Source organism: Nonomuraea sp. NPDC059194 (genome assembly GCF_042754765.1).
Lineage (GTDB): Bacteria > Actinomycetota > Actinomycetes > Streptosporangiales > Streptosporangiaceae > Nonomuraea.
This window is the reverse complement of the sequence record NZ_JBHZBH010000063.1, coordinates 1-19,600: the sequence shown is the minus strand read 5'-3', so window position 1 is coordinate 19,600 and position 19,600 is coordinate 1. Positions and strand designations below refer to the sequence as shown.

Below are 19,600 nucleotides of genomic sequence, written 5' to 3'. Positions count from 1 at the left end.
TGGTCATTTATCGGACGGGCTCACCGAAAGCTCGAGGCGTGGAGGAACGGGCTAGCCGCGGGGCGCGTACATGATGACCAGGACGCCGAGCATGCAGATGGCGGCGCCGATGATGTCCCACCGGTCGGGCTGGAACCGGTCCACCACCACCCCCCACACCAGCGAGCCCGCCACGAACACTCCCCCGTAGGCGGCCAGGATGCGGCCGAAGTGGGCGTCGGGTTGCAGGGTGGCCACGAGGCCGTACACGCCCAGCGCGACGAAGCCCGCCCCGACCCACAGCAGCCCGCGGTGCTCGCGAACTCCCTGCCAGACCAGCCATGCCCCGCCGATCTCGGCGAGGGCCGCCACCACGAACAGCAGGAGCGAGCGTGCGACAGTCATGACGGCGACTGTAGAGGGCGGCTAGAACGGCAGCGGACAGCGCGGCGCCGCCGTACACGCCATCAGGTCGTCGCAGCCCGCGTCGACCGCCTGGACCAGCGTCTCGCGGATCGCGTGCAGGTCGGCGATCTTCCGCTCCACCTCGGCGAGCTTCGCGACCGTCCTGGAGCGCAGGCGGGGCTGAGCCATCGCCTCGGCCACCTCCTCAAGGGTGAAGCCCAGCCGTTGCGCCGCCTTGATCATCCGTAGGACGGTCACGGTCTCCTCGGGATACAGCCGGTGCCCGCCGTTGCTGCGCCGGGGCTCCTCCAGCAGGCCGCGACCTGCCCCGTGCGCAACCCCGCCCCGCTCACGACGCCGCCCGGGGGGCGGCCGCGACGGCCCTGGCGGCCAACCCGTCGAGCACCTTCACGTGTACGGCCGGCACCGTGACATCCAACACCAGCCCCTCGTCGTCCCGCGTGAAGGCGAAAGTGAAGAACGAGCAACAGCCGCTCTCCCTGGCCGTCAGGTCACGGGCCGTCGCCTCCACCTCAGCGCGGCCGTCCAGCGCGAGCCGCAGCTGCGTCGGACCCACGCGTTCGAGCCGGAGCAACGCGGAAGCGAACAGGTCGTCGAACTCCGCCACGCGCAACGGCCGCTCTTCGGTCGGAAGCGTGCATGCGTCAGGTGCCCACATCGTGCCCTCCCAGCTCTCGTCGCCTGCCTCCCGACGGTAACCCGGTACAAGATGCAACCCCTGCGCATGTCCTGCTCGCGATGGTCGGCGCGCTACCAGGCGACCTCCAGGGAGCGCAGGCCGTACACGACGTGGAATGAGCGGAAGTCGGCGGACGCGCCGGCTTCCCGCAGCTCGGGGAAGCGACGCAGCAGGGCGGGGAACGCGATGCGCATCTCCATCCGCGCCAACGGCGCCCCCAGGCAGTGGTGCACCCCGTGGCCGAACGCGACGTGCCCGGGCGCGCCGCGCTCGATGTCGAACCTGTCGGGGTCGGGGAGCAGCGCGGTGTCCCTGTTCGCGGACGGCAGGACGCACATCACCAGCTCGCCGGCGGGGATGCGCAGGCCGGCCAGCTCGACCTCGGTTGTGGTGATCTTGGCCGTTCCCGAGTGAACGATGCTGAGCCAGCGCAGCAGCTCCTCCACGGCCGCGTCGATCCGTTCCGGCTGCTTCCTGAGCAGCTCCAGCTGGTCGGGGTGGCGCAGCAGGGCGAGCGTGCCGAGCGACAGCATGTTGGAGGTGGTCTCGTGGCCCGCCAGCAGGAGCAGCGAGCCGATGCCGATCAGCTCGTCGGTCGACAGGTCGTCGCCGTGCTCGCGCACCAGCATGCCGAGCAGCTCCTCGCCTGGGTCGGCCTGCTCCTTGGCGACGAGGTCGGCCATGTAGGCGCGGGACTCGAGCTGCAGCGCGACCCGTTGCTCGACCGGCGCCGACAGGTCCAGCATCCCGTTGGTGCGCCGCTGGAAGTCGTCTCTGTCGGCGTACGGCACGCCGAGCAGTTCGCAGATCACCAGCGAGGGGACCGGCAGCGCGAAGGCCGTGACGAGGTCGGCGGACGAGCCGTTCGCCGCCATGGCATCGAGGTGCTGGTCGACGATGGCGGTGATGCGCGGTTCCAGCCTGCGCATCCTGCGGACGGTGAACTCGGGCGTCAGCATGCGCCGCAGCCTGGTGTGCTCGGGCGGGTCGAAGGACAGCAGGTTGCCCGCCCGCAACGTGGCGATCTGCTCGTCGCTCAGGTCGATCTGGCCCGGCGGACGGAAGCTCGCCGTCCTGGCGTTGCTGAAGCGGGTGGCGTCGGCCAGCACCTCGCGGACGTCGGCGTACCGGGTGACCATCCAGGCGTCGATGCCGAAGGGGGTGCTGACCTTCCGTACACCCTCGTCGTCGCGCAGCGCGGACAGCTCGGGGGCCGGGTCGAACCCGGCCCTGCGCATGTGGAGTGGCAACGTCACGGACTCGCTCATGTCATCTCCCGCCGGATCGACCGTGCTCCGTGACTTCCACCATAGCGATCAACCAGGCGCTCGCCGCGGTGGCTGGAGGCGTGATACACATCTGGTTATACGTATAAGCCATGGAGGAACCATGCAGCTGAAAGTCCACGAGTGGGGATCGGCGGGAGCCGGCAAGCTCGCCATCCTGATCCACGGCGTCATGTCCTCGGCAGGCACCTGGTGCCGGGTCGCTCCGCTGCTGGTCGAGCGCGGCTATCACGTCCTGGCCCCCGACCTGCGCGGCCACGGCCAGAGCGCGCACGCCGACTCCTACCGCGGCGAGGACTTCGCCGCCGACGTGGTCGAGTCGCTCCCCTCGGGAGCCGACGTCGTGATCGGACACTCGCTCGGCGGGCGCACGCTCGCCCTCGCCGTCGACGAGCTCCGTCCCGGCAGGGCCGTCTACAGCGACCCCGCGTGGCTGCTGTCGGGCGCGCGGGCCGACGTGGAGGCGATGGCCGGGTTCGCCCTGGCCACCAAGACCGCGACGGCCGAGCAGATCTCCCAGCTGAACCCGCGGTGGGCGCCGGAGGACGTGGCCGCCGAGCTGGAGGGCTTCGCCGCCTGGGACCTGAAGGTGATGGAGGGCGTCGGCGCCTTCGGCGACCTCGACCTCCCGTCGCCGGCCGTGCCCTCGCTGGTCCAGGCGGCCGACCCGAGCTTCCTGGTCTCCAGAGAGTACGGCAGGCGGTTGGAGGAGCTCGGCTACCAGGTGGCGTTCGTGGCCGGCACCGGACACTGCGTCCACCGCGACGACCTCGACGGCTTCATGGCCTCGCTCGACGGCTGGATCTGACGCCATCGGCCGCAGCGCTGCCGCTCACCGTAAATGCGTGTTTCCCCGCGTTACTCCTGGTGAAAATGTTATGATTCTTCTGTCATGACGATAAATCATGACTCAGCACTCACCGAGGATCCGGCGCGGCACCACGAGGTCTACGTCGCCGCCTTCAACACCGGCGACGTGAACGCCGTCGAGCAGGTCTACGAGGACCTCGCCGTCCTCGTTCCGGCTCCCGGCCAGCCGATGACCGGCCAGGCCCGCGCCGCCGCCACCCGCCACCTGCTCAGCCTGGGTCTCCCGATCCAGGCCAAGCCCCGCCACGTCTACGTCGCCGACGACATCGCGCTGCTCATCGTCGACTGGACGATCCACGGCACCGCCCCCGACGGCACGGACGTCCACCTGGAGGGCACCGCGACCGACGTCGCCAGGCGCGGCCCCGACGGCCGCTGGCGATACGTGATCGACAACCCCTTCGGCACCGCGTCCCCCTAAGATCGTGGGCCGTGGCCGACGACTCCCGCTGGTGGCAGCTCGCCTACCTTGCCCCCACGATCATCAGCGCCTTCCTGGCCCTGCTGTCCTCTCTCACTCCAGGAGGCGACTTCCTCTTACTGGGGATCGCTTTCCTGGTGTGGATCTGGTCAGCGGCCGGGTGGGTGGCGAGCCTGGCGATACGGACGCTGAGACGCCCACTCCTGCTCATCGTTCCTCCGCTGGTGGGTGTGCTCAGCGTGGCGTCGGTGGCCACCGCCGCTCCCCTGCGGGCGGCGCTGCTGTTCTCGGAATCGGCGCTCCACGAGCGCGCGCGGGCGATCGGGGTGGGCGAGCAACGTGAAGTGGAGGAGGGGTGGATCGGCGTGATCCCCGTCTCCTCCATCCGGCGGTCGGAAGGGTTCACGGAGTTCACCGTCGGGGGCGGCGGGTTCCTCATCACCTGCGGGCTCGCACACTCTCCCGGCGGCCCCGCGAAGATCACCGATGTCACGTCGGTCGATCACCTGTCCGGTGACTGGTATGTCACCTGCACCGACTTCGACTGACGCAGCGCCGTCCTGAACTGTCTCGGCGAGCGGCCCGTCATCTGCTTGAACCGCCGCGAGAAGTAGAACTCGTCGGTAAAGCACAGCATGGCGGCGATCTGCCGGTCCGTCATGGTGCCGAGCGCCATGAGCTCGCACGCCCGCTCGATGCTCGCCTGCCACCGGTAGCGGGCGGGCCCGATCCCGGCCAGTCTGCTGAAGCGTTTGCGGAAGCCGTCGTAGGACAGGTGCAGCTCGGCCGCCACCTCGCGCAGGTCGCGTTCGCGCCGCACGTCGGCGTCCAGCAGCGCCTTGGCGCGCGCCAGCCAGTGGTCGCCGTCGTCGAGCGTGGCGGGCGTCCTGCCGTACACCTCGGCGAGCACCTCCTGCAACCGGCAGACCCGCTGGAGCGGATCGCCGTCCAGGACGGAGCACAGGCGCTCCGCCCAGCGCTCGACCGGTTCGAGGTGCCTGATCGGCCGGGACCGGTCGAGCAGGCCGCGCTCCTCCCAGAGCCGGAAGACGGGGCCGTCGAACACGAGGAAGACCTCGTCCCAGCGGGCGCCGGGGCCGTACGCGTGGGGCAGGTCGGGGAACACCAGGATCAGGTCGCCGGCGGTGACCGGCGTCTCGGCGCCCAGCGCGTCGGCGTACCAGCCGCCGCCCGCGACCACGTACACCAGGGCGTAGCTGCCGAGCACGCGCATCGGGCTTCTCGGCAGCCCTCGGCTCTGCTCGATGCGGCCCGCGAGCGACACCCCGCCAAGGGCGGTGCCCATGACGTCCCGCAGCAGCAGGGTGCTCGTGCTCACCGGCCTCCCAAAACGTGCAAGTGGCGGGTCACGCCGTCCAACACCGCTGGTACGGCTCCCGCCTACGGTTTCCACGCGACCAGCGGAAGGATTCCACATGAACGCCATCACCTCGCGCGGCATCCCCCTCGACACCTCCCCCGGGGCCTTCGGTGAGCTGCGCTCCTCCGCCGACGTCATCGACGACGTGGCCGAGCTGCGCCGCCGAATGGACGCCGACGGCTACCTGTTCCTGCCCGGCTGTCTCGACCGCGGACAGGTGCTCGCCGCCCGCGACGAGACCCTGCGCCGCCTGGAGGCGACCGAGGGCAGGGAGAACAGGTCGCTGTGGCCCGAGCTCGCCCGCGACAACGCGCCGCTGCGGGAGGTCCTGTACGGCGGGCGGATGATCGACTTCTACGAGCGTTTCCTCGGCGAGCCCGTCAGGCACTATGACTACACCTGGCTGCGCGCCATCCCGAGTGGCCGGGGTACGGCCCCGCACGCCGACAGCGTCTTCATGAACAGGGGCACCGTCTCGCGGCTGTTCACGGCCTGGACGCCGCTCGGCGACATCGACACGACGCTCGGCGGGCTGATCGTGCTGCCGGGCTCGCACCGGTTGCACCACGTGAGGTACGAGTACGGGACGAAGGACGTGGACGCCTACTGCGCCAACCTCCCCGAATCCGACGTGTTCGACGGCACGCTCTCTGACGACCCGCGTGAGCTGCGCGAACAGCTCGGGATGCCGTGGCTGACGGCGGACTTCCAGGCGGGCGACCTGCTGACGTTCACCCCGTTCACGGTCCACGCGAGCCTGGACAACGGGGCCGACGAGATCAGGCTGTCGTGCGACTCCCGCTACCAGCCCGCCTCGTTGCCCGCCGACGAGCGCTGGATCGGCCCCAGCCCGTCAGCCCACGGGCCCGACAGCAAACTCGCCTTCATCTGCTGACCGGCCGGATGCAGGGCGGTCAGCGGCATCGGGGACGAGCCCGGACAATTGGCTGGTGGACATCAGACAGGGCACGGCGGCCGACGCTGAGGCGGTCGCCGCGCTGCACACCAGGAGCTGGCGGACCGCCTACGCCGGAATCTTCCCCGACGACTACCTGAACGGCCCGCTCGTCGGCCGGCAGGCCGCCCTGTGGCGGGACCGGCTGACCGGGGCCGGCGACGACGGCGGGCAGTTGCTGATCGCCGACAACGGCGGCGGCATTGCGGGGTTCGCCTACCTGCTCCCCGAGGGCGACCGCATTCTGCTGGACAACCTCCACGTCGACCCGGGGCTCAAGCGCTCCGGCGTCGGCGGCGTGCTGCTGCGTCACGCACTCGACGGCGCGGGAACGCGGGAGCTGTATCTGGAGGTCCTGAAGCGGAACACCGCCGCCATCGCCTTCTACGAGCGCCACGGCGGCACGAAGGCCAGGGAGTTCGTGGAACGCTTCCCCGAGGGCTTCGAGCTGGACGTGCTGGAGTACTCCTGGAGCGGTCAGGTGACGGCGTAGCCGGGGACCGAGGGCCAGCGGACCGTCATGACCACCGACTCCTCCTCCGCGACCCATGAGTGGTCGACCCCGACGCCCCAGACGACGTAGTCGCCCTGCTGGTCGAGCAGCACGCTGTGACCGGGGAACTCCATCCGGAACCTGCCGCTGATCAGCACCAGCAGGGCGGTACGCTTCTCGCCGCGCACCCATTGGGCGCGTTCCTCACCCTTGGGGTGGACGCCCCATTTGATCTCGACGTCCTCGCTGTGCCGTACCTCGCCCTCGGGTTGGAAGTGGCCCAGCAGCCACCCGCGGTCACCGATGGCGTCGGCGGTGGCGTTGCCGACGTAGATGTGCTCCGTCACGAGCGGCGACGTTAACACGCCCGCGGGGAGGTGCCCTACGTCGGCGGGTAGGCTGCGCCCGTGATTCGCACAGCCACTATTCAGGACGTCCCTGTCATCATCGACATGATTCGCGAGCTCGCCGACTACGAGAAGGCGCTCCACGAGGTGCGCGTCACGCGTGAGCAGCTCGAAAGCGCCCTCTTCGGGCCGGAACCGGCGTTGCACGCGCATGTGGCCGAACAGGACGGCCGCGTGGTCGGCTACGCGCTGTGGTTCCTGAACTTCTCCACCTGGCGCGGCACCCACGGCATCTACCTGGAGGACCTCTACGTCCGCCCCGAGGCCAGGGGCGGCGGTCACGGCAAGGCGCTGATGAAGGAGCTGGCCAGGATCTGCGTCGAGCGTGGCTACCACCGCCTGGAATGGTCGGTTCTCGACTGGAACGAGCCCAGCATCGCCTTCTACAAGTCGATCGGCGCGATCCCGATGGACGAGTGGACCGTGTACCGGCTGACCGATGAGCCGCTGCGGAGGCTGCCTCGATAGGGTGGCCTGACGTGCGAGACATCACTGTTTTCAGCGGCAGCGCCCACCCCGAGCTGGCCGCGGAGATCTGCGCCCACCTCGGCACTCCCCTCCACCCCGTCCAACTGCACCGGTTCGCCAACGACTGCCTCGGTGTGCAGCTGCAGGCCAACTGCCGCGAACGTGACGTCTTCCTCATCCAGCCGCTGGTGCCGCCCGTGCAGGAGCACCTGGTCGAGTTGCTCCTCATGATCGACGCTGCTCGTGGCGCGTCGGCGGCCCGCACCACCGTGGTCATGCCGCACTATGCCTACGCTCGATCGGACAAAAAGGACGCTCCGCGCATTTCCATCGGCGGGCGGCTCGTCGCCGACCTCATGGTCGCCGCGGGCGCCGACAGGGTGCTCGCCATGACGCTGCACTCGCCGCAGGTGCACGGCTTCTTCAGCGTCCCCGTCGACCACCTGCACGCGCTGCGCGAGCTGGCCGCGCACTTCCGGCAGTACGACCTGTCGAACGCCGTCGTCGTCTCCCCCGACCTGGGCAACGCCAAGGAGGCCGCCGCCTTCGCCCGGCTGCTGGGCGTCGAGGTGGCGATGGGCGCCAAGCAGCGCCTCAGCGACGACAAGGTGACGATCAGCTCGGTGATCGGCGACGTGCGCGGCAAGGACGTCATCGTGCTCGACGACGAGATCGCCCGCGGCACCACCGTGATCGAACTCCTCGACCGGCTGCGCGAGCGCCAGGTCGCCTCGATCAGGATCGCCTGCACGCACGGCCTGTTCTCGTCCGGCGCGGTGGAGCGCCTCAGTGATCAGCCCGACGTGCTGGAGCTCGTCTGCACGAACACCGTGCCGGTGCCCGACATGAAGCCCGACGGCAAGCTGCGGGTGCTGTCGATCGCCCCGGCGCTCGCCGAGGCGATGCGCCGCATCCACGAAGGCGAGTCGGTCTCCGCGCTGTTCGGTTGATTTGTTTCTTGTACGGCAAGCGGGCTCAAGGCCACCGTGGTCACCGGTGGCCGCCCGTCCGTCACGCCGCTCCAGCAGGACTTCGCCTCCCGCCGTCACATCGCCCGTAAACCCCACCCGGCCCAAGCTCCCGACGATCTGGGTGGGAGTTGGAGTGAGGCCCCCGACCTCCCGCCCTCACGCGACCCCACCCTTCACGCCACCCGGCCGAGTCCCGCGAGGCTCTGGTCGGGCGTGAAGCGCGACCTCACCCCTCACCCAGTCCCCCGGCCAGTCTGCGCAGCCCCGCGACGATCTGGCCGGGGGTGAGCCCCCTGACCTCTCGCTGGTAGGTGTAGACGTCGGGCGCGAGCGGTGCCAATAGCGCGTCGACGAGCGCGTCCGCCTCCGGCACCTCGCCCAGCAGCGACCGCACGTGGACGCGCCAGAAGCCGTACGCCCCCGTCTCGAAGCGGGAGCGCCCCACCTCCGCGCCGAGGATCAGCGGGGCGTGCTCCTCCAGCAGGTCGACCATGGCGGCGTAGAAGGCGGCCAGCCGTTCGGGCGCCGGGGCGCCGGGACCGAGCGGCGGCTCGCCGCGGATCAGTTTCTCCTGCAGGGCGCTCTCGTGCTCGTCGAGCAGCGCCACGGCGATCGACGCCCGGTCGGGGTAGCGGCGGTAGAGGGTGCCCCTGCCGACGCCTGCCGCCTTCGCGATGTCGTCCATGGTGACGTTCGGCGCGCCCTTGGCCCTGAACAGGTCGGCGGCGGCTTCCAGAATCCTCGCGCGGTTGCGGGCGGCGTCTGCTCGTTCCATATGGACATGGTGTCCGCTTATGAGGTAACTTCGCAAGCGGACACACCGTCCACTTAACTGAAGGAGCCCCCGTGAGCCTGTTGCACCTGGACGCGAGCGCCAGACGAGCGTCGTTCTCCCGAGAGCTGTCGAAGATCTACGCCGACACCTGGCGCGCCGCCCACCCCGGCGGCGGATACGTCTACCGGGACCTGGCCGCCTCCCCCGTGCCGCACATCGGCGAGGCGTGGACCGAGCTGTGCGACTACGTGCTCGCCAACGAGATCACCGACATCGCGCGATACAGGGAGGCGGTGCGCACGCCCGCGCAGCAGCAGGCGTGGGACGTCCTTGAGCCGCTGCTGGACGAGGTCGTGGCGGCCGACGTGATCCTGATCGGCACACCCATGTACAACTTCTCGATCCCCTCGTCGCTGAAGGCGTGGATCGACCAGATCACGTTCCCGAAGATGTCGCTCAACGGGCGGTCCTTCGTGGTGACCAGCGCGCGCGGCGGCGCGTACGGCCCCGGCACGCCCCGCGAGCCCGTCGACCACCAGGAGCGCTACCTGCGCCACTTCTTCGAGGGGCACTTCGCGGTCACCGACGTGACGTTCGTCAACGCCGAGCTGGTGAACGCGCTGATCGACCCCCGCCTCGCGCACCTGCGTGACGCGCACGTGGAGTCGGTGGAGCGGGCACGGAAGGAGGCGGCACGATGAACTGGGCCATCCTCGCGCTGGCGGGGTTGGTGGAGGTGGCGTGGTCGCAGAGCATCAAGCCGACGCAGAACTTCACCCGCCCGATCCCGACCGCGATCTCCCTGGCGCTGATGGCGGCGGCGGTGTGGCTGCTGTCGAAGGCGATGGACACGCTTCCCGTCGGTACGGCTTACGCGGTGTTCACCGGGATCGGCGCGGTCGGGGCGATCACGCTGGGGATCGTGCTGAACGACGACCCGGTGAGCGTGGGACGGCTGGCGGCGCTCGGGCTGATCGTCGGCGGCATCGTCCTGGCCCGCGTCACCACCTGACCGGCCGCTTGTCGCAGACCGTGAGCCGCCGCCCCATCAACCTCACTCCCCCAGCACGGCGGCTGCGGACCGCAGCCCCATCAACCGCCGTCCCGAATTCAGACCGCGAGCCGGGCGCGGACCGCGGCCCGGTCGACGTGTAGCTCGTCGATGAGCTCGGCCACCGGATCGGGGCGGTCCTGCGCCAGCAGGGCCAGCAGCAACTGGCCGGGCCCCTCGGCGTCGCGGTCGCGTCTCCTGGTCGACTTGACGGCCTGGTTGATCGCCGCCCGCGCGCTCGTCGTCAGCGCCGTGCCGGGCACCGGCGGATGCTTGCGCGGCCTGGCCTGCGGCGCCTGCCCGACATCGATGCCGATCGCCCGCAGCGCCGCGGCGTCGAGCGCGTCGAGCGCCGCCCGCGCCACCGCGACGTCCACGCCGAGCGCCCTCGCCGGGGATCCGGACGGGTCGCGCAGCAGGCCCAGGAGCAGGTGCTCAGTGCCCATCCGGCGGTCGCCGCGCTGCCTGGCCTCGTCCATCGCCGCCTTGATCGCGACCGCGAACGGGCTCTTCTCGCTGCCGAACATGCGTCCTCACTTCCCGTATTTGGCGTGCACCGACTGGCGTGACATGCCGAGGGCGTCGCCGATCTGCTCCCACGTCCAGCCCTGCTCCCTGGCGAGCGCGACCGACACGGCCTCGACCTGCTCGGCCAGCCGGTGCAGGGCGCCCACCGCCCGCAGGCCCAACGCGGGGTCGTTCGACTTGATGCGTTCCGAAAGTTCTCCCAGCTCCACGTTGTCAGGCTAGCTTGACACGGCGAATTCTGTCAATCTAGCCTGACAGGCATGGACGATGTGGTGATCGTAGGAGCGGGCCCGGTGGGCCTCATGCTGGCGTGCGAGCTGACCCTGGCCGGGGTGCGCCCGATCGTGCTGGAGAAGCGGCCGGAGCCCGGCGACCTGCCGAAGGCCAACGGGCTGGGCGGGCAGATCGTCGAGTTCATGGACCATCGGGGGCTGCTGGAGCGGCTCAGCGAGGGCAGCTCGTTCGCGGGCCGGCCGCCGGGGTTCCCGTTCGGTTCGGTGCCGTTGAGCTTCGCCGGGCTGGACGACCTGCCGCTGCGGGTCGTGCTCATCCAGCAGCCGCGGCTGGAGCGGCTGCTGACCGAACGCGCCGTCGAGCTGGGCGCGGAGATCCGGCGGGGGCACGAGCTCCTGGCCCTCGCGCAGGACGAGGAGGGCGTCACGCTCGACCTCCCCGGCCAGCGCCTGCGGGTCAGGTACGTGGTCGGCTGCGACGGCGGCGCCAGCCTGGTGCGCGAGCAGGCCGGGATCCCCTTCCCCGGCACGACCGACGACGAGGTGCTGCGCCTCGGGCACTTCACGACGGCCGACCGCAAGGGGCCGTTCGAGCAGTACGAACACCTGGGCCTGCGGCAGGGCTGGAACCGCACCCCGCGCGGGCGGCTGCTCGTCACCTCGTTGCGGCCGGGCGTGCACATCGTCGGCGTGCGCGAACGCGGCGACAAGCCCGAGGGAGCGGTGACCCTGGCGGACTTCGAGGCGGCGGTGCGTCGCGTGCTGGGCTCCGGCCTCCCGCTCGGCGAGCCGCTCTGGCTGTCCAGCACCGTCTCCCAGGCGCGTCTCGCCTCCAGGTACCGCGAAGGCAGGGTGTTCCTGGCCGGGGACGCCGCCCACCTGTTCCCCGCGGGCGGCTCGGCGCTCAACGTCGGGCTGACCGACGCCGCCAACCTCGGCTGGAAGCTGGCCGCGGCGCTCGCCGGGCGCTTGCCGTACGACATCCTCGACACCTACGACGCCGAGCGCCGGCCGGTCGGCGCGCACACCCTCGCCCACACCCGCGCCCAGGCGGCGCTGGAAGGGCTTTCCGGGGAAAACGGCGACGCGCTGCGCGGCCTGCTCACCGAGGTGTTCGCCTACGAGGGGCCCGCGCGGCACCTGGGGCGGCTGCTCCAGGGCTCCGACATCCGGTACGGCACGGCCGACCACCCCCTCGTCGGCCGCTTCGCCCCCGACCTGCCGCTGACCACCGCGACCGGACCCACCAGGGTGGCCGAGCTGATGCGCGGCGGCCGGCCGGTCCTCCTGGACCTGGGCGGCGGCGCCTCCCCGGAGGGCACCGCCGACTGGATCGACGTGGTCCGCGCCCAGACGGACGACCCACCCGCCGCCGCGCTGCTGATCCGCCCCGACGGCTACGTCGCCTGGGCGGGCACGGGAAACCCACCCGAGACCTGCCTCCTCCCCTGAGGTGTCTCACCGGGCCCGGCCACAACGTGGGCCTGGGCGACGGGCGCGGCTTGGATGCGGGCGCCGCTTGACGCGGGCGCCCTGTGCCCGATCGGGCGCGGCTTGGCCTGGGCTTGAGCGCGAGCGCGGCGCCCGGCGGAATCGGGCGCGGCAACCAGCGGTCGGACACGGCATCCAACGGTCGGGCGCGGCATCCGGAGTCGGACGCGGCATCCGGCGGTCGGGCGCGGCATCCGGGGTTGGGCGGAATGGGGTGTCCGATGGTTTGTCGGAGCCCCGAAGTAGGATCGCGGGCGTGGCTGATATCAGGGAGCACTATCTGACGGCAGCGGCCTCGGCGGTCGCGTTGTTGCGTGACCCGGCGGTGGCGGCGGCCTGGGGGAAGCCGAGCGCGCTCACCGAGTTCAGCGTGGCGGGCCTGGCAGGTCATCTCGCCCAGCAGATCTTCCGGGTCGAGGCGGCTCTCGCCGCCGAGGTGACCAGCCCGGTCATCCCCCTCAAGGAGCACTACGCCCGCTCCGCGTGGGTCACGGCGGGCCTCGGGCACGAGTCCAACGTCAGCATCAGGCGCGGCGGCGAGGACGCGGCCGCCGAGGGCCCGGAGGCGCTGGTCGCCCGCACCCAAGCCTGTCTCGACCAACTCGTCGCGGCGATGCGCCACGAGTCCGGTGACAGGACGCTCGGCCTGCCGTGGGCGCAGTGGTCGCTCACGCTCGACGACTTCCTGCTCACCAGGCTCACGGAGATCGTCGTCCATTCCGACGACCTGGCGGCGAGTGTCGGCGTCCCGACCCCCGAGCTGCCCGAGGATGTCATCGGCCCAGTGGTCGACCTGCTGGCGCGGCTCGCCGTACACAGGCATGGCCCGACGGCTGTGATCCGCGCGCTGAGCCGGGCCGAGCGCGCCCCGGCCACCATAAGCGCCTTCTGATCACGTCGCGGGGCTGATCAGGCGCATCGCCTCGGCCACGTCGCGGGCGCTCGGCGCGCTGTCCGGGTCGACGAGCCACTGCATGAGCAGGCCCGACAGCATCGCCTGGTAGAAGGAGCCGAGCACGCGCGCCCGCTCGGGTTCCGCGACGGGGTCGATCTGGCTGAAGACCTCCGCGAGCCCGAGCCTGGCCGCCTGCAGTCCGGACGCGAGGTGCGCGCGGATGTCCGGCAGGTGGTCGATCTGCCCGACGATCTCGAACTGGGTCACCCACAGCGGCCGCAGCTCCTCGAAGGTGTCCATCACGCGCCGCCACGCCGTCTCGAACCGCTCCATGGGCGTCAGCTCCTGACCCTCGATCCCGGCCAGCGCGGTTTCGAGCGAGTCGCCCCACTCTTTCATCGACGCGAACAGCGCCTCGTTGAGCAGCGTCTCCTTGGAACCGAAGTGGTAGCCGATCGCGGCCAGGCTCACTCCTGCCGCGTTGGCGATGTCGCGGGCGGTGGTGCGCGTGTAGCCCTTCTCGATCAGGCAGCGCTTCGCCCCGGCCAGCAGGTCTTCCCGGTTCTTCCCCATCCGCCAGAATCTAGCACAGGCGTCTTAGACGTTCATCCAAACCCAGGATGAGCGCATCGAGCCCCAGCTCGAACGCCTGCATGGCCTGCTTGGGGCGCGCGTCCTTCAGCGCCACCTACCGTCCCACCAACAAACTAACGCCTTTAGTTTGGAGGTGGCCGCGTCAACGCGCTGCTCATCCTGCCCGTCCCGCTCGTCTTCGCGCTCGGGGCGCTGCTCGCGCTGCGCGTCCGCCGCCGCGATCCTGATCGCTACGTCGTTCTCACCACGGAGGAAGCCACTCGTGCCTGACCTGCTCTTCACCAACGGCACCATCTGGACCGGGTACGGCGACGCGGCGGAGCTGGCCGTCTCAGCAGGGCGGATCGCGGACACCGCCACGGACGCCACGGTGATCGACCTGGAGGGCGGCTTCCTCATGCCGTCCTTCGGCGACGGCCACGCCCATCCGCTGTTCGGCGGGCTGGAGGCGCAGGGCCCGCAGATCAAGGGCAAGGCCACGGTGGAGGAGATCGTCGCGGAGGTCGCCCGCTACGCCGCCGCCAACCCCACGCTGGAGTGGATCGTCGGCGGCAGCTACGACCCTGCCATCGTGCCCGGCGGCGAGTTCGACGCGCGCTGGCTGGACGCGGCGGTCCCCGACCGTCCCGTGGTGCTGCGCGCCTACGACTACCACACGGTCTGGTGCAACAGCGTGGCGCTGGAGCGCGCCGGGATCGGCCCCTCGACCCCCGACCCGAGGCTCGGCTGGATCGTCCGCCGCCCCGACGGCAGCCCGCTCGGGACGCTCAGGGAGTGGCACGCCTGCGACCTGGTGCTCGACCTGGTTCCGGACAAGTCGCTCGACGAGCTGGTCGAGGGCCTGGCGGCGGCGAGCGAGGCCATGGCGTCGACGGGCATCACCTGGGTGCAGGACGCGTGGGTCGAGCCGTACATGGTGGAGGCCTATCTGGAGGCGACGCGGCGCGGACGGCTCGGCTTCCGCGCCAACCTGGGCTTCCGCGCCGACCCCGACGGCTGGTCGGCGCAGCGCGCCCTCTTCTCCGCGCTGCGCACCTACGTCGACGACCATCAGGTACGGCAGGCCGCGCCCCGCCTCGTCACCGCGAACACCGTCAAATTCTTCGCCGACGGCGTCATCGAGGGCGGCACCGCCGCGATGCTGGAGCCGTACACCGACGCCCCGCACTCCTGCGGCATGCCCGTCTGGGACCCCGCCGCGCTGGCCGAGGCGGTGTCCGCGTTCGACGCCGACGGCTTCCAGGTGCACATCCACGCGATCGGCGACGGCGGCATCCGCGCCGCGCTCGACGCGATCGAGCGGGCCGTACGGGAGAACCCCGCGTGGGAGCGCCGCCCCGTCATCGCCCACACCCAGCTCGTCGCCGCCCCCGACCTGCCGCGCTTCGCCGAGCTGGGGGTCATCGCGAACTTCGAGCCGCTGTGGGCCCAGCTTGACCCGCTGCAGACCGAGCTGACCGTGCCCAGGCTCGGCCCCGATCGGGCGGACCTGCAGTACCCGATGGAGACGCTGCGCGCCCTGGGCACGCGGCTGTCGTTCGGCAGCGACTGGCCGGTCAGCTCGCAGCAGCCGCTGCTCGGCATCCAGATCGCGACGACCAGGCAGACCGTGGACGGCACGCCCGCCTGGACCCCCGACGAGCGGCTGACCCTGGAGGACGCGCTGGCCGCCTACACCTCGGGGGTGGCCTACCAGGCGTTCGCCGAGGCCGATCGCGGGACGCTGGAGGCGGGCAAGGCGGCCGACCTGGTGTGGCTGTCGGCCGACCCGCGCAAGGCGGACCCGTTGGAGCTGCGCCACCTCGAGATCCGCGGCACCTGGCTGGAGGGCAGGCGCACCTTCTGACCTCAGAGGATCCTGTCGTCGCGGTGGCGCTCGAGTACGCGGCCGTAGCGGCGGGACCCCTCCGGCATGTCGTCGGCCGGCGTGGTGCGCCGCTGGCTAGATCACCATGTCGATGTAGACGAGGTTGACGATGACGTGGATGAGGATGACGACCCAGATGTTGCGGTAGCGCGCCCACAGGTAGCCCTGCATGAGGCCGAACACGCCCTGCGCCGCCACGATGGAGGCGATGCCGACGCCGAGGGCCCCCGGATCGAGGTGGCTGACGTGCATCGCGGCGAACAGCAGCGCGGAGCCGAGGATCGCGGGCCAGCTGCCGTACAGAACCTCCAGCCTGGTCTGCAGCCACGCCCGGTAGAAGACCTCCTCCAGCACGCCCGCCGTCAGCAGGGTGATCAGCGAGCCGACGGCGAGCGTGACGGGATCGGGCAGCTGCTGGGTGAGCGGCGGCGACAGCGGGCTGACCTCCGCCAGCAGGAACCAGGCGACAACGGCGAGCAGCGGCGCCAGCCAGGTCACCGGCTTGGGAACGGACCTGGCAGCCGGGCCGTCCCCTCTGATCAGCCTGAAACCGACGAGCGGCACGATCAGCAGGATCGCGATCTTGGCGACGGGGTAGAGCAGGTCGCGGCCGACGAGCGCCACCGCGACGGGGAAGGCGATCGCGGCCGCGACCAGCAGCCAGGTCTCCCTGACCAGCCTCGGCCGCGGCAGGTCGGCCAACGGCTCTGGTACGGCCGCGCGGGGCGCGACGGCCATGGCGATGAGCACCGCGGCCAGCGGAGGCAGCAGCGCCGCCCACAGGGAGACGCCCGTGGCGCCAGGATCGGCCGACTGGCGGATCACGGTGGTGCCGGTGAGGAGCAGCGACGCGTAGGCCAGGACGAACACCGCCAGGCCCGCCGCCGTTAACAGGCCGGTTCTCGACATGTGTCCATGATTGTCCCGGCTCCGGCCCGACTCCTCCTGCCGTGGAACCAACCGGACGTCATCCCTTGTGTTGACGCGACTGTGTTGACGCGACTCAGGCCGAAGTCGGTACCGGCCTGTTGGCGAAGTAGCAGGCGGCCTGCGCCTCCGGTACGGCAGGCAGCACCTGCAGCAGCTCCGACCTGCACTTGTCATCCACGCCCGCCGACGCCGCCTGGCCCGACGCCAGCACCTGGCAGCGGGCGTGGAAGCGGCACCCGCCGGGGATGCGCGTCGGGTCCGGCGGCTCGCCGGTCAAGACCACCCGCTCGGGCGACTCCGGCAGCACCGACAGCAACGCCTGCGTGTAGGGGTGCTTCGGCTCCTTCAGCACCTCCTCGACCGGCCCCGACTCGACGATCCGGCCCAGGTACATCACCGCGACCCGGTCGGCGATGTTCCACGCCAGGCCGAGATCGTGGGTGACGACGAGCGCGGACAGCCCGAGGTCGGCGCGCAGCTTGAGCAGCAGCGCGAGGATCTCGCCGCGGACGCTGGCGTCGAGAGAGGCGACGGGCTCGTCGGCGACCAGCAGGCGGGGGTTGAGCGCGAGCGCGCCCGCGATGACCACGCGCTGGCGCTGGCCGCCGGACAGCTCGTGCGGGTAGCGCAGGAAGAACCGCTCGGGGGGTCGCAGGCCCGCCCTGGCCAGCGCCTCGGCGACGACCTGCTCCTCGTTGGGCAGGCCGTGGATGCGCGGGCCCTCGGCGACCGCCTCGTAGACGGTGTGCCTGGGGTTCAGCGAGCCGGTCGGGTCCTGCAGGACGAGCTGGGCCTCGCGGCGGTAGGCCTTGAGCGCCTTGGAGGTGTAGGCGAGGGGCTGCCCGCCGTACAGGACGGTGCCGTCGGTGGGGCGTTCGAGGCCGAGCAGGGTGCGGGCGAGCGTGGTCTTGCCGCACCCTGACTCGCCGACCAGGGCCACGATCTCACCCTCGCCGACGGCCAGGTTGACGCCATCGACGGCGCGGGCGCGCCGTCCCCTCGACGTGAACTCCACCCGCAGGTCCCGCGCTTCCAGGAGCGTCTTGCTCATGAGGCCTCCTTGGCGCTGCTGGACGAGATGGCTCGCTCGGGGGGCGCGGCCTCGCCCTCCCCCTGGTCGACGGGTACGGCGTCGCCGGGCTCCGGGGCGGCGGGAGATGCCTGAGCGTCGGCGGTCAGGTCGGGGCGGACGTGGACGCAGGCGGCGGTGTGCGGGCCCGCCTCGGAGTCGCCCGCCGGCCACAGCTCGACGTCCAGCGTCGAGCACACGTCGAGCGCGACGGGGCAGCGCGGATGGAACGCGCACCCGGACGGCAGGTCCATCGGGTCTGGCGGGTCGCCGCCGAGCCCCTTGGGCGCCATCCGCGAGACCGGGTCGCCGACGGTCGGGAAGGCGGCCGCCAGCGCCTTGCTGTAGGGGTGCCTGGCCGCGTGGAACACCTCGTGCGAGGGCCCGTTCTCGACCAGCCGCCCCGCGTACATGACCGCCAGGCGATCACACATGTCCGCCAGGACCGACAAATCGTGAGAAATCATGACCAGGGAGATGCCGTGTGAGGCGATCAGCTCCTTGATCAGGGCAAGCACCTGGGCCTGGACCATCACGTCCAGCGCCGTCGTCGGCTCGTCGGCGATGATCAGGCGCGGCGAGCACGCCAGCGCCATCGCGATCATCACCCGCTGCCGCTGCCCGCCCGACAACTCGTGCGGGTAGCTGCGCGCCCGCCACGAGGGCAGCCCGACCTGCTCCAGCAGCTCGGCTACCCGGGCGCGGGCCTGCGACGGCTGAGCCAGCCCGTGCACCAGCAGCGGCTCGGCGATCTGCTCACCGATCCGCCGCACGGGGTTGAGCCCGTGCTGCGCGCCCTGGAACACGATGGAGGCCTCGGCCCAGCGCACCGCGCGCAGCCGTCCCCACTTCATGGCCAGCACGTCCTCGCCGTCGAGCAGGATCCTGCCGTCGACGCGGGCGTCGCGCGGCAGCAGCCGCAGCAACGCCATGGCCAGCGTCGACTTGCCGGAGCCCGACTCGCCCGCGATGCCCAGCGCCTCGCCGGGCGCCAGCGACAGCGAGACCCCGCGAACGGCGGGCACCTCGCCCGAGGCGATGGAGTACGTCACCGAGACGTCCTCGAGTGACAACACGTTCATCGGCTGACCCCCCGGAGGCGTGGGTTGAGCACGGCCTCCATCGCCCGCCCGCACAGCGTGAACGCCAGCACGACCGCGACGATGCAGAGACCGGGAGCGAGGATGTACCACCAGGCGCCCGCCGTGGCCGCACCCCAGTCGTAGGATCCGCGCAGCAACTGGCCCCACGACGCCTGACCGGAGTCGGCGCCGAGGAAGGCGAGCGTCGACTCGGCGACGATCGCGCTGGCCACCTGCAGAGTGGTGTTGGCCAGGACGAGCGGCGCGACGTTCGGCAGGACGTGGCGGCTCATCACGTGCCAGTGTCCGCCGCCGAGCGCGCGCGACCTCTCGATGTACGGCCTGGCCTCGACGGCGAGCGTCTGGGCCCTGATCAGCCTGGCCGTGGAGGCCCACGAGGTGATGCCGATCGCCAGGATGATCGTCGAGGTGCTGCCGCCGAGGATCGCCGAGAGCACCAGCGCCAGCACCAGCGAGGGCAGCACCAGGAACCAGTCGGTGACGCGCATCAGCGCGGCCGACGCCCAGCCCCTGAAGTGTCCGGCCGCGATGCCGACGACCGTGCCGATCACCATGCTCAGCAGCGCGGACATGAATCCGATGAGCAGCGAGACGCGCGAGCCCCACAGGATCATCAGCAGGATCGAACGGCCGGACTCGTCGGTGCCGAGCGGGAAGTCGAGGCTGGGCGGGGCCATCTTGGCGCCCGTGGCCTTGGTGACGTCCATGCCCGACGGGTCGGTGACCAG

General features: G+C 71.2%; 26 protein-coding genes. 12 read left to right on the top strand and 14 right to left on the bottom strand.

Annotated features, from left to right (window positions below):
- Window positions 1-51 precede the first annotated feature (51 nt).
- From ACFXJ8_RS41330 to ACFXJ8_RS41315, 4 genes are all read right to left on the bottom strand, one after another.
- Window positions 52-384 (bottom strand): YnfA family protein, encoded by a 333-nt coding sequence (locus ACFXJ8_RS41330; RefSeq protein ID WP_379650620.1) that lies wholly within the window; start codon window positions 382-384, stop codon window positions 52-54.
- A gap of 21 nt (window positions 385-405) precedes the next feature.
- A complete protein-coding gene (locus tag ACFXJ8_RS41325) occupies window positions 406-696 on the bottom strand; it encodes a MerR family DNA-binding protein (RefSeq protein ID WP_379650643.1) in 291 nt (96 codons plus the stop codon).
- A 37-nt stretch (window positions 697-733) separates the two neighbouring features.
- The gene (locus tag ACFXJ8_RS41320; protein ID WP_379650618.1) at window positions 734-1,063 is read right to left on the bottom strand and encodes a hypothetical protein; all 330 of its coding nucleotides are present in this window, start codon (window positions 1,061-1,063) and stop codon (window positions 734-736) included.
- A 92-nt stretch (window positions 1,064-1,155) separates the two neighbouring features.
- Window positions 1,156-2,352: a cytochrome P450 gene (locus ACFXJ8_RS41315; protein ID WP_379650616.1), complete on the bottom strand. Its 1,197-nt coding sequence runs from the start codon at window positions 2,350-2,352 to the stop codon at window positions 1,156-1,158.
- A gap of 121 nt (window positions 2,353-2,473) precedes the next feature.
- On the opposite strand from ACFXJ8_RS41315, the gene ACFXJ8_RS41310 reads away from it, so the two are divergent.
- The 3 genes from ACFXJ8_RS41310 to ACFXJ8_RS41300 all read left to right on the top strand — a co-directional run bounded on the left by ACFXJ8_RS41310 (window position 2,474) and on the right by ACFXJ8_RS41300 (window position 4,209).
- Complete coding sequence (locus ACFXJ8_RS41310) at window positions 2,474-3,178, top strand: alpha/beta fold hydrolase (RefSeq protein ID WP_379650614.1); 705 nt, start codon at window positions 2,474-2,476, stop codon at window positions 3,176-3,178.
- A gap of 84 nt (window positions 3,179-3,262) precedes the next feature.
- Window positions 3,263-3,661: a YybH family protein gene (locus ACFXJ8_RS41305; protein ID WP_379650612.1), complete on the top strand. Its 399-nt coding sequence runs from the start codon at window positions 3,263-3,265 to the stop codon at window positions 3,659-3,661.
- Window positions 3,662-3,672: 11 nt separating this feature from the next.
- Window positions 3,673-4,209: a hypothetical protein gene (locus ACFXJ8_RS41300; protein ID WP_379650611.1), complete on the top strand. Its 537-nt coding sequence runs from the start codon at window positions 3,673-3,675 to the stop codon at window positions 4,207-4,209.
- On the opposite strand, the gene ACFXJ8_RS41295 is transcribed toward ACFXJ8_RS41300, so the two are convergent.
- Window positions 4,164-5,000, bottom strand: coding sequence for an AraC family transcriptional regulator (locus ACFXJ8_RS41295; RefSeq protein WP_379650609.1), 837 nt, complete (start codon window positions 4,998-5,000; stop codon window positions 4,164-4,166). The two genes, ACFXJ8_RS41300 and ACFXJ8_RS41295, sit on opposite strands and share 46 nt — an antisense overlap.
- A gap of 97 nt (window positions 5,001-5,097) precedes the next feature.
- Here ACFXJ8_RS41295 and ACFXJ8_RS41290 point away from each other — a divergent pair, with 97 nt between their 5' ends.
- A complete protein-coding gene (locus tag ACFXJ8_RS41290; RefSeq protein ID WP_379650607.1) occupies window positions 5,098-5,937 on the top strand; it encodes a phytanoyl-CoA dioxygenase family protein in 840 nt (279 codons plus the stop codon).
- Between the two features lie 55 nt (window positions 5,938-5,992).
- Window positions 5,993-6,490 carry a GNAT family N-acetyltransferase gene (locus tag ACFXJ8_RS41285; RefSeq protein ID WP_379650605.1) on the top strand — a complete coding sequence of 166 codons (498 nt, stop codon included), beginning with the start codon at window positions 5,993-5,995 and terminating at the stop codon, window positions 6,488-6,490.
- On the opposite strand, the gene ACFXJ8_RS41280 is transcribed toward ACFXJ8_RS41285, so the two are convergent.
- Complete coding sequence (locus ACFXJ8_RS41280) at window positions 6,475-6,837, bottom strand: signal peptidase I (protein WP_379650603.1); 363 nt, start codon at window positions 6,835-6,837, stop codon at window positions 6,475-6,477. The two genes, ACFXJ8_RS41285 and ACFXJ8_RS41280, sit on opposite strands and share 16 nt — an antisense overlap.
- Before the next feature lie 60 nt (window positions 6,838-6,897).
- Here ACFXJ8_RS41280 and ACFXJ8_RS41275 point away from each other — a divergent pair, with 60 nt between their 5' ends.
- Window positions 6,898-7,365 (top strand): GNAT family N-acetyltransferase, encoded by a 468-nt coding sequence (locus tag ACFXJ8_RS41275; RefSeq protein WP_379650601.1) that lies wholly within the window; start codon window positions 6,898-6,900, stop codon window positions 7,363-7,365.
- Between the two features lie 11 nt (window positions 7,366-7,376).
- Complete coding sequence (locus tag ACFXJ8_RS41270) at window positions 7,377-8,315, top strand: ribose-phosphate diphosphokinase (RefSeq protein WP_379650600.1); 939 nt, start codon at window positions 7,377-7,379, stop codon at window positions 8,313-8,315.
- A 247-nt stretch (window positions 8,316-8,562) separates the two neighbouring features.
- On the opposite strand, the gene ACFXJ8_RS41265 is transcribed toward ACFXJ8_RS41270, so the two are convergent.
- Entirely contained in the window at window positions 8,563-9,111 is a 549-nt protein-coding gene (locus tag ACFXJ8_RS41265) for a TetR/AcrR family transcriptional regulator (RefSeq protein WP_379650598.1), read from the bottom strand.
- A 71-nt stretch (window positions 9,112-9,182) separates the two neighbouring features.
- On the opposite strand from ACFXJ8_RS41265, the gene ACFXJ8_RS41260 reads away from it, so the two are divergent.
- Window positions 9,183-9,812: an FMN-dependent NADH-azoreductase gene (locus tag ACFXJ8_RS41260; protein WP_379650596.1), complete on the top strand. Its 630-nt coding sequence runs from the start codon at window positions 9,183-9,185 to the stop codon at window positions 9,810-9,812.
- Entirely contained in the window at window positions 9,809-10,123 is a 315-nt protein-coding gene (locus tag ACFXJ8_RS41255; protein ID WP_379650594.1) for a DMT family transporter, read from the top strand. Before ACFXJ8_RS41260 ends, ACFXJ8_RS41255 begins: the two co-directional genes overlap by 4 nt.
- Window positions 10,124-10,221: 98 nt before the next feature.
- Here ACFXJ8_RS41255 and ACFXJ8_RS41250 read toward each other — a convergent pair whose 3' ends face one another.
- Together ACFXJ8_RS41250 and ACFXJ8_RS41245 are read right to left on the bottom strand one after the other, a co-directional pair.
- On the bottom strand, window positions 10,222-10,689 hold the full coding sequence (locus tag ACFXJ8_RS41250) for a Clp protease N-terminal domain-containing protein (RefSeq protein WP_379650593.1): 468 nt from the start codon (window positions 10,687-10,689) through the stop codon (window positions 10,222-10,224).
- A 6-nt stretch (window positions 10,690-10,695) separates the two neighbouring features.
- Window positions 10,696-10,899, bottom strand: a complete 204-nt coding sequence (locus ACFXJ8_RS41245) for a hypothetical protein (protein WP_379650591.1) — start codon at window positions 10,897-10,899, stop codon at window positions 10,696-10,698.
- 51 nt (window positions 10,900-10,950) lie between these two features.
- Between ACFXJ8_RS41245 and ACFXJ8_RS41240 the strand changes: the two genes are divergently transcribed.
- Window positions 10,951-12,375, top strand: coding sequence for an FAD-dependent monooxygenase (locus ACFXJ8_RS41240; protein ID WP_379650589.1), 1,425 nt, complete (start codon window positions 10,951-10,953; stop codon window positions 12,373-12,375).
- A 295-nt stretch (window positions 12,376-12,670) separates the two neighbouring features.
- A complete protein-coding gene (locus ACFXJ8_RS41235) occupies window positions 12,671-13,306 on the top strand; it encodes a maleylpyruvate isomerase N-terminal domain-containing protein (RefSeq protein WP_379650587.1) in 636 nt (211 codons plus the stop codon).
- Here ACFXJ8_RS41235 and ACFXJ8_RS41230 read toward each other — a convergent pair whose 3' ends face one another.
- Window positions 13,307-13,882 (bottom strand): TetR/AcrR family transcriptional regulator, encoded by a 576-nt coding sequence (locus ACFXJ8_RS41230; RefSeq protein WP_379650585.1) that lies wholly within the window; start codon window positions 13,880-13,882, stop codon window positions 13,307-13,309.
- A 283-nt stretch (window positions 13,883-14,165) separates the two neighbouring features.
- On the opposite strand from ACFXJ8_RS41230, the gene ACFXJ8_RS41225 reads away from it, so the two are divergent.
- Window positions 14,166-15,749, top strand: coding sequence for an amidohydrolase (locus tag ACFXJ8_RS41225; protein ID WP_379650583.1), 1,584 nt, complete (start codon window positions 14,166-14,168; stop codon window positions 15,747-15,749).
- Between the two features lie 96 nt (window positions 15,750-15,845).
- Here ACFXJ8_RS41225 and ACFXJ8_RS41220 read toward each other — a convergent pair whose 3' ends face one another.
- From ACFXJ8_RS41220 to ACFXJ8_RS41205, 4 genes are all read right to left on the bottom strand, one after another.
- Window positions 15,846-16,679 (bottom strand): CPBP family intramembrane glutamic endopeptidase, encoded by an 834-nt coding sequence (locus ACFXJ8_RS41220; RefSeq protein WP_379650581.1) that lies wholly within the window; start codon window positions 16,677-16,679, stop codon window positions 15,846-15,848.
- A gap of 94 nt (window positions 16,680-16,773) precedes the next feature.
- Entirely contained in the window at window positions 16,774-17,751 is a 978-nt protein-coding gene (locus ACFXJ8_RS41215) for an ABC transporter ATP-binding protein (RefSeq protein WP_379650579.1), read from the bottom strand.
- Window positions 17,748-18,851, bottom strand: a complete 1,104-nt coding sequence (locus ACFXJ8_RS41210) for an ABC transporter ATP-binding protein (protein ID WP_379650577.1) — start codon at window positions 18,849-18,851, stop codon at window positions 17,748-17,750. Before ACFXJ8_RS41210 ends, ACFXJ8_RS41215 begins: the two co-directional genes overlap by 4 nt.
- On the bottom strand, window positions 18,848-19,600 hold a 753-nt coding region (locus ACFXJ8_RS41205; RefSeq protein WP_379650576.1), incomplete at its 5' end, for an ABC transporter permease. The genes ACFXJ8_RS41205 and ACFXJ8_RS41210, both read right to left, overlap by 4 nt.

Excerpts from the sequence above, each read along its gene's own strand:
- ACFXJ8_RS41330 (WP_379650620.1), bottom strand. The coding sequence starts at position 384 with ATGACTGTCGCACGCTCGCTCCTGCTGTTCGTGGTGGCGGCCCTCGCC.
- ACFXJ8_RS41320 (WP_379650618.1), bottom strand. The coding sequence starts at position 1,063 with ATGTGGGCACCTGACGCATGCACGCTTCCGACCGAAGAGCGGCCGTTG.
- ACFXJ8_RS41315 (WP_379650616.1), bottom strand. The coding sequence starts at position 2,352 with ATGAGCGAGTCCGTGACGTTGCCACTCCACATGCGCAGGGCCGGGTTC.
- ACFXJ8_RS41310 (WP_379650614.1), top strand. The coding sequence starts at position 2,474 with ATGCAGCTGAAAGTCCACGAGTGGGGATCGGCGGGAGCCGGCAAGCTC.
- ACFXJ8_RS41305 (WP_379650612.1), top strand. The coding sequence starts at position 3,263 with ATGACGATAAATCATGACTCAGCACTCACCGAGGATCCGGCGCGGCAC.
- ACFXJ8_RS41290 (WP_379650607.1), top strand. The coding sequence starts at position 5,098 with ATGAACGCCATCACCTCGCGCGGCATCCCCCTCGACACCTCCCCCGGG.
- ACFXJ8_RS41265 (WP_379650598.1), bottom strand. The coding sequence starts at position 9,111 with ATGGAACGAGCAGACGCCGCCCGCAACCGCGCGAGGATTCTGGAAGCC.
- ACFXJ8_RS41255 (WP_379650594.1), top strand. The coding sequence starts at position 9,809 with ATGAACTGGGCCATCCTCGCGCTGGCGGGGTTGGTGGAGGTGGCGTGG.
- ACFXJ8_RS41250 (WP_379650593.1), bottom strand. The coding sequence starts at position 10,689 with ATGTTCGGCAGCGAGAAGAGCCCGTTCGCGGTCGCGATCAAGGCGGCG.
- ACFXJ8_RS41240 (WP_379650589.1), top strand. The coding sequence starts at position 10,951 with ATGGACGATGTGGTGATCGTAGGAGCGGGCCCGGTGGGCCTCATGCTG.
- ACFXJ8_RS41230 (WP_379650585.1), bottom strand. The coding sequence starts at position 13,882 with ATGGGGAAGAACCGGGAAGACCTGCTGGCCGGGGCGAAGCGCTGCCTG.
- ACFXJ8_RS41220 (WP_379650581.1), bottom strand. The coding sequence starts at position 16,679 with ATGTCGAGAACCGGCCTGTTAACGGCGGCGGGCCTGGCGGTGTTCGTC.
- ACFXJ8_RS41215 (WP_379650579.1), bottom strand. The coding sequence starts at position 17,751 with ATGAGCAAGACGCTCCTGGAAGCGCGGGACCTGCGGGTGGAGTTCACG.
- ACFXJ8_RS41210 (WP_379650577.1), bottom strand. The coding sequence starts at position 18,851 with ATGAACGTGTTGTCACTCGAGGACGTCTCGGTGACGTACTCCATCGCC.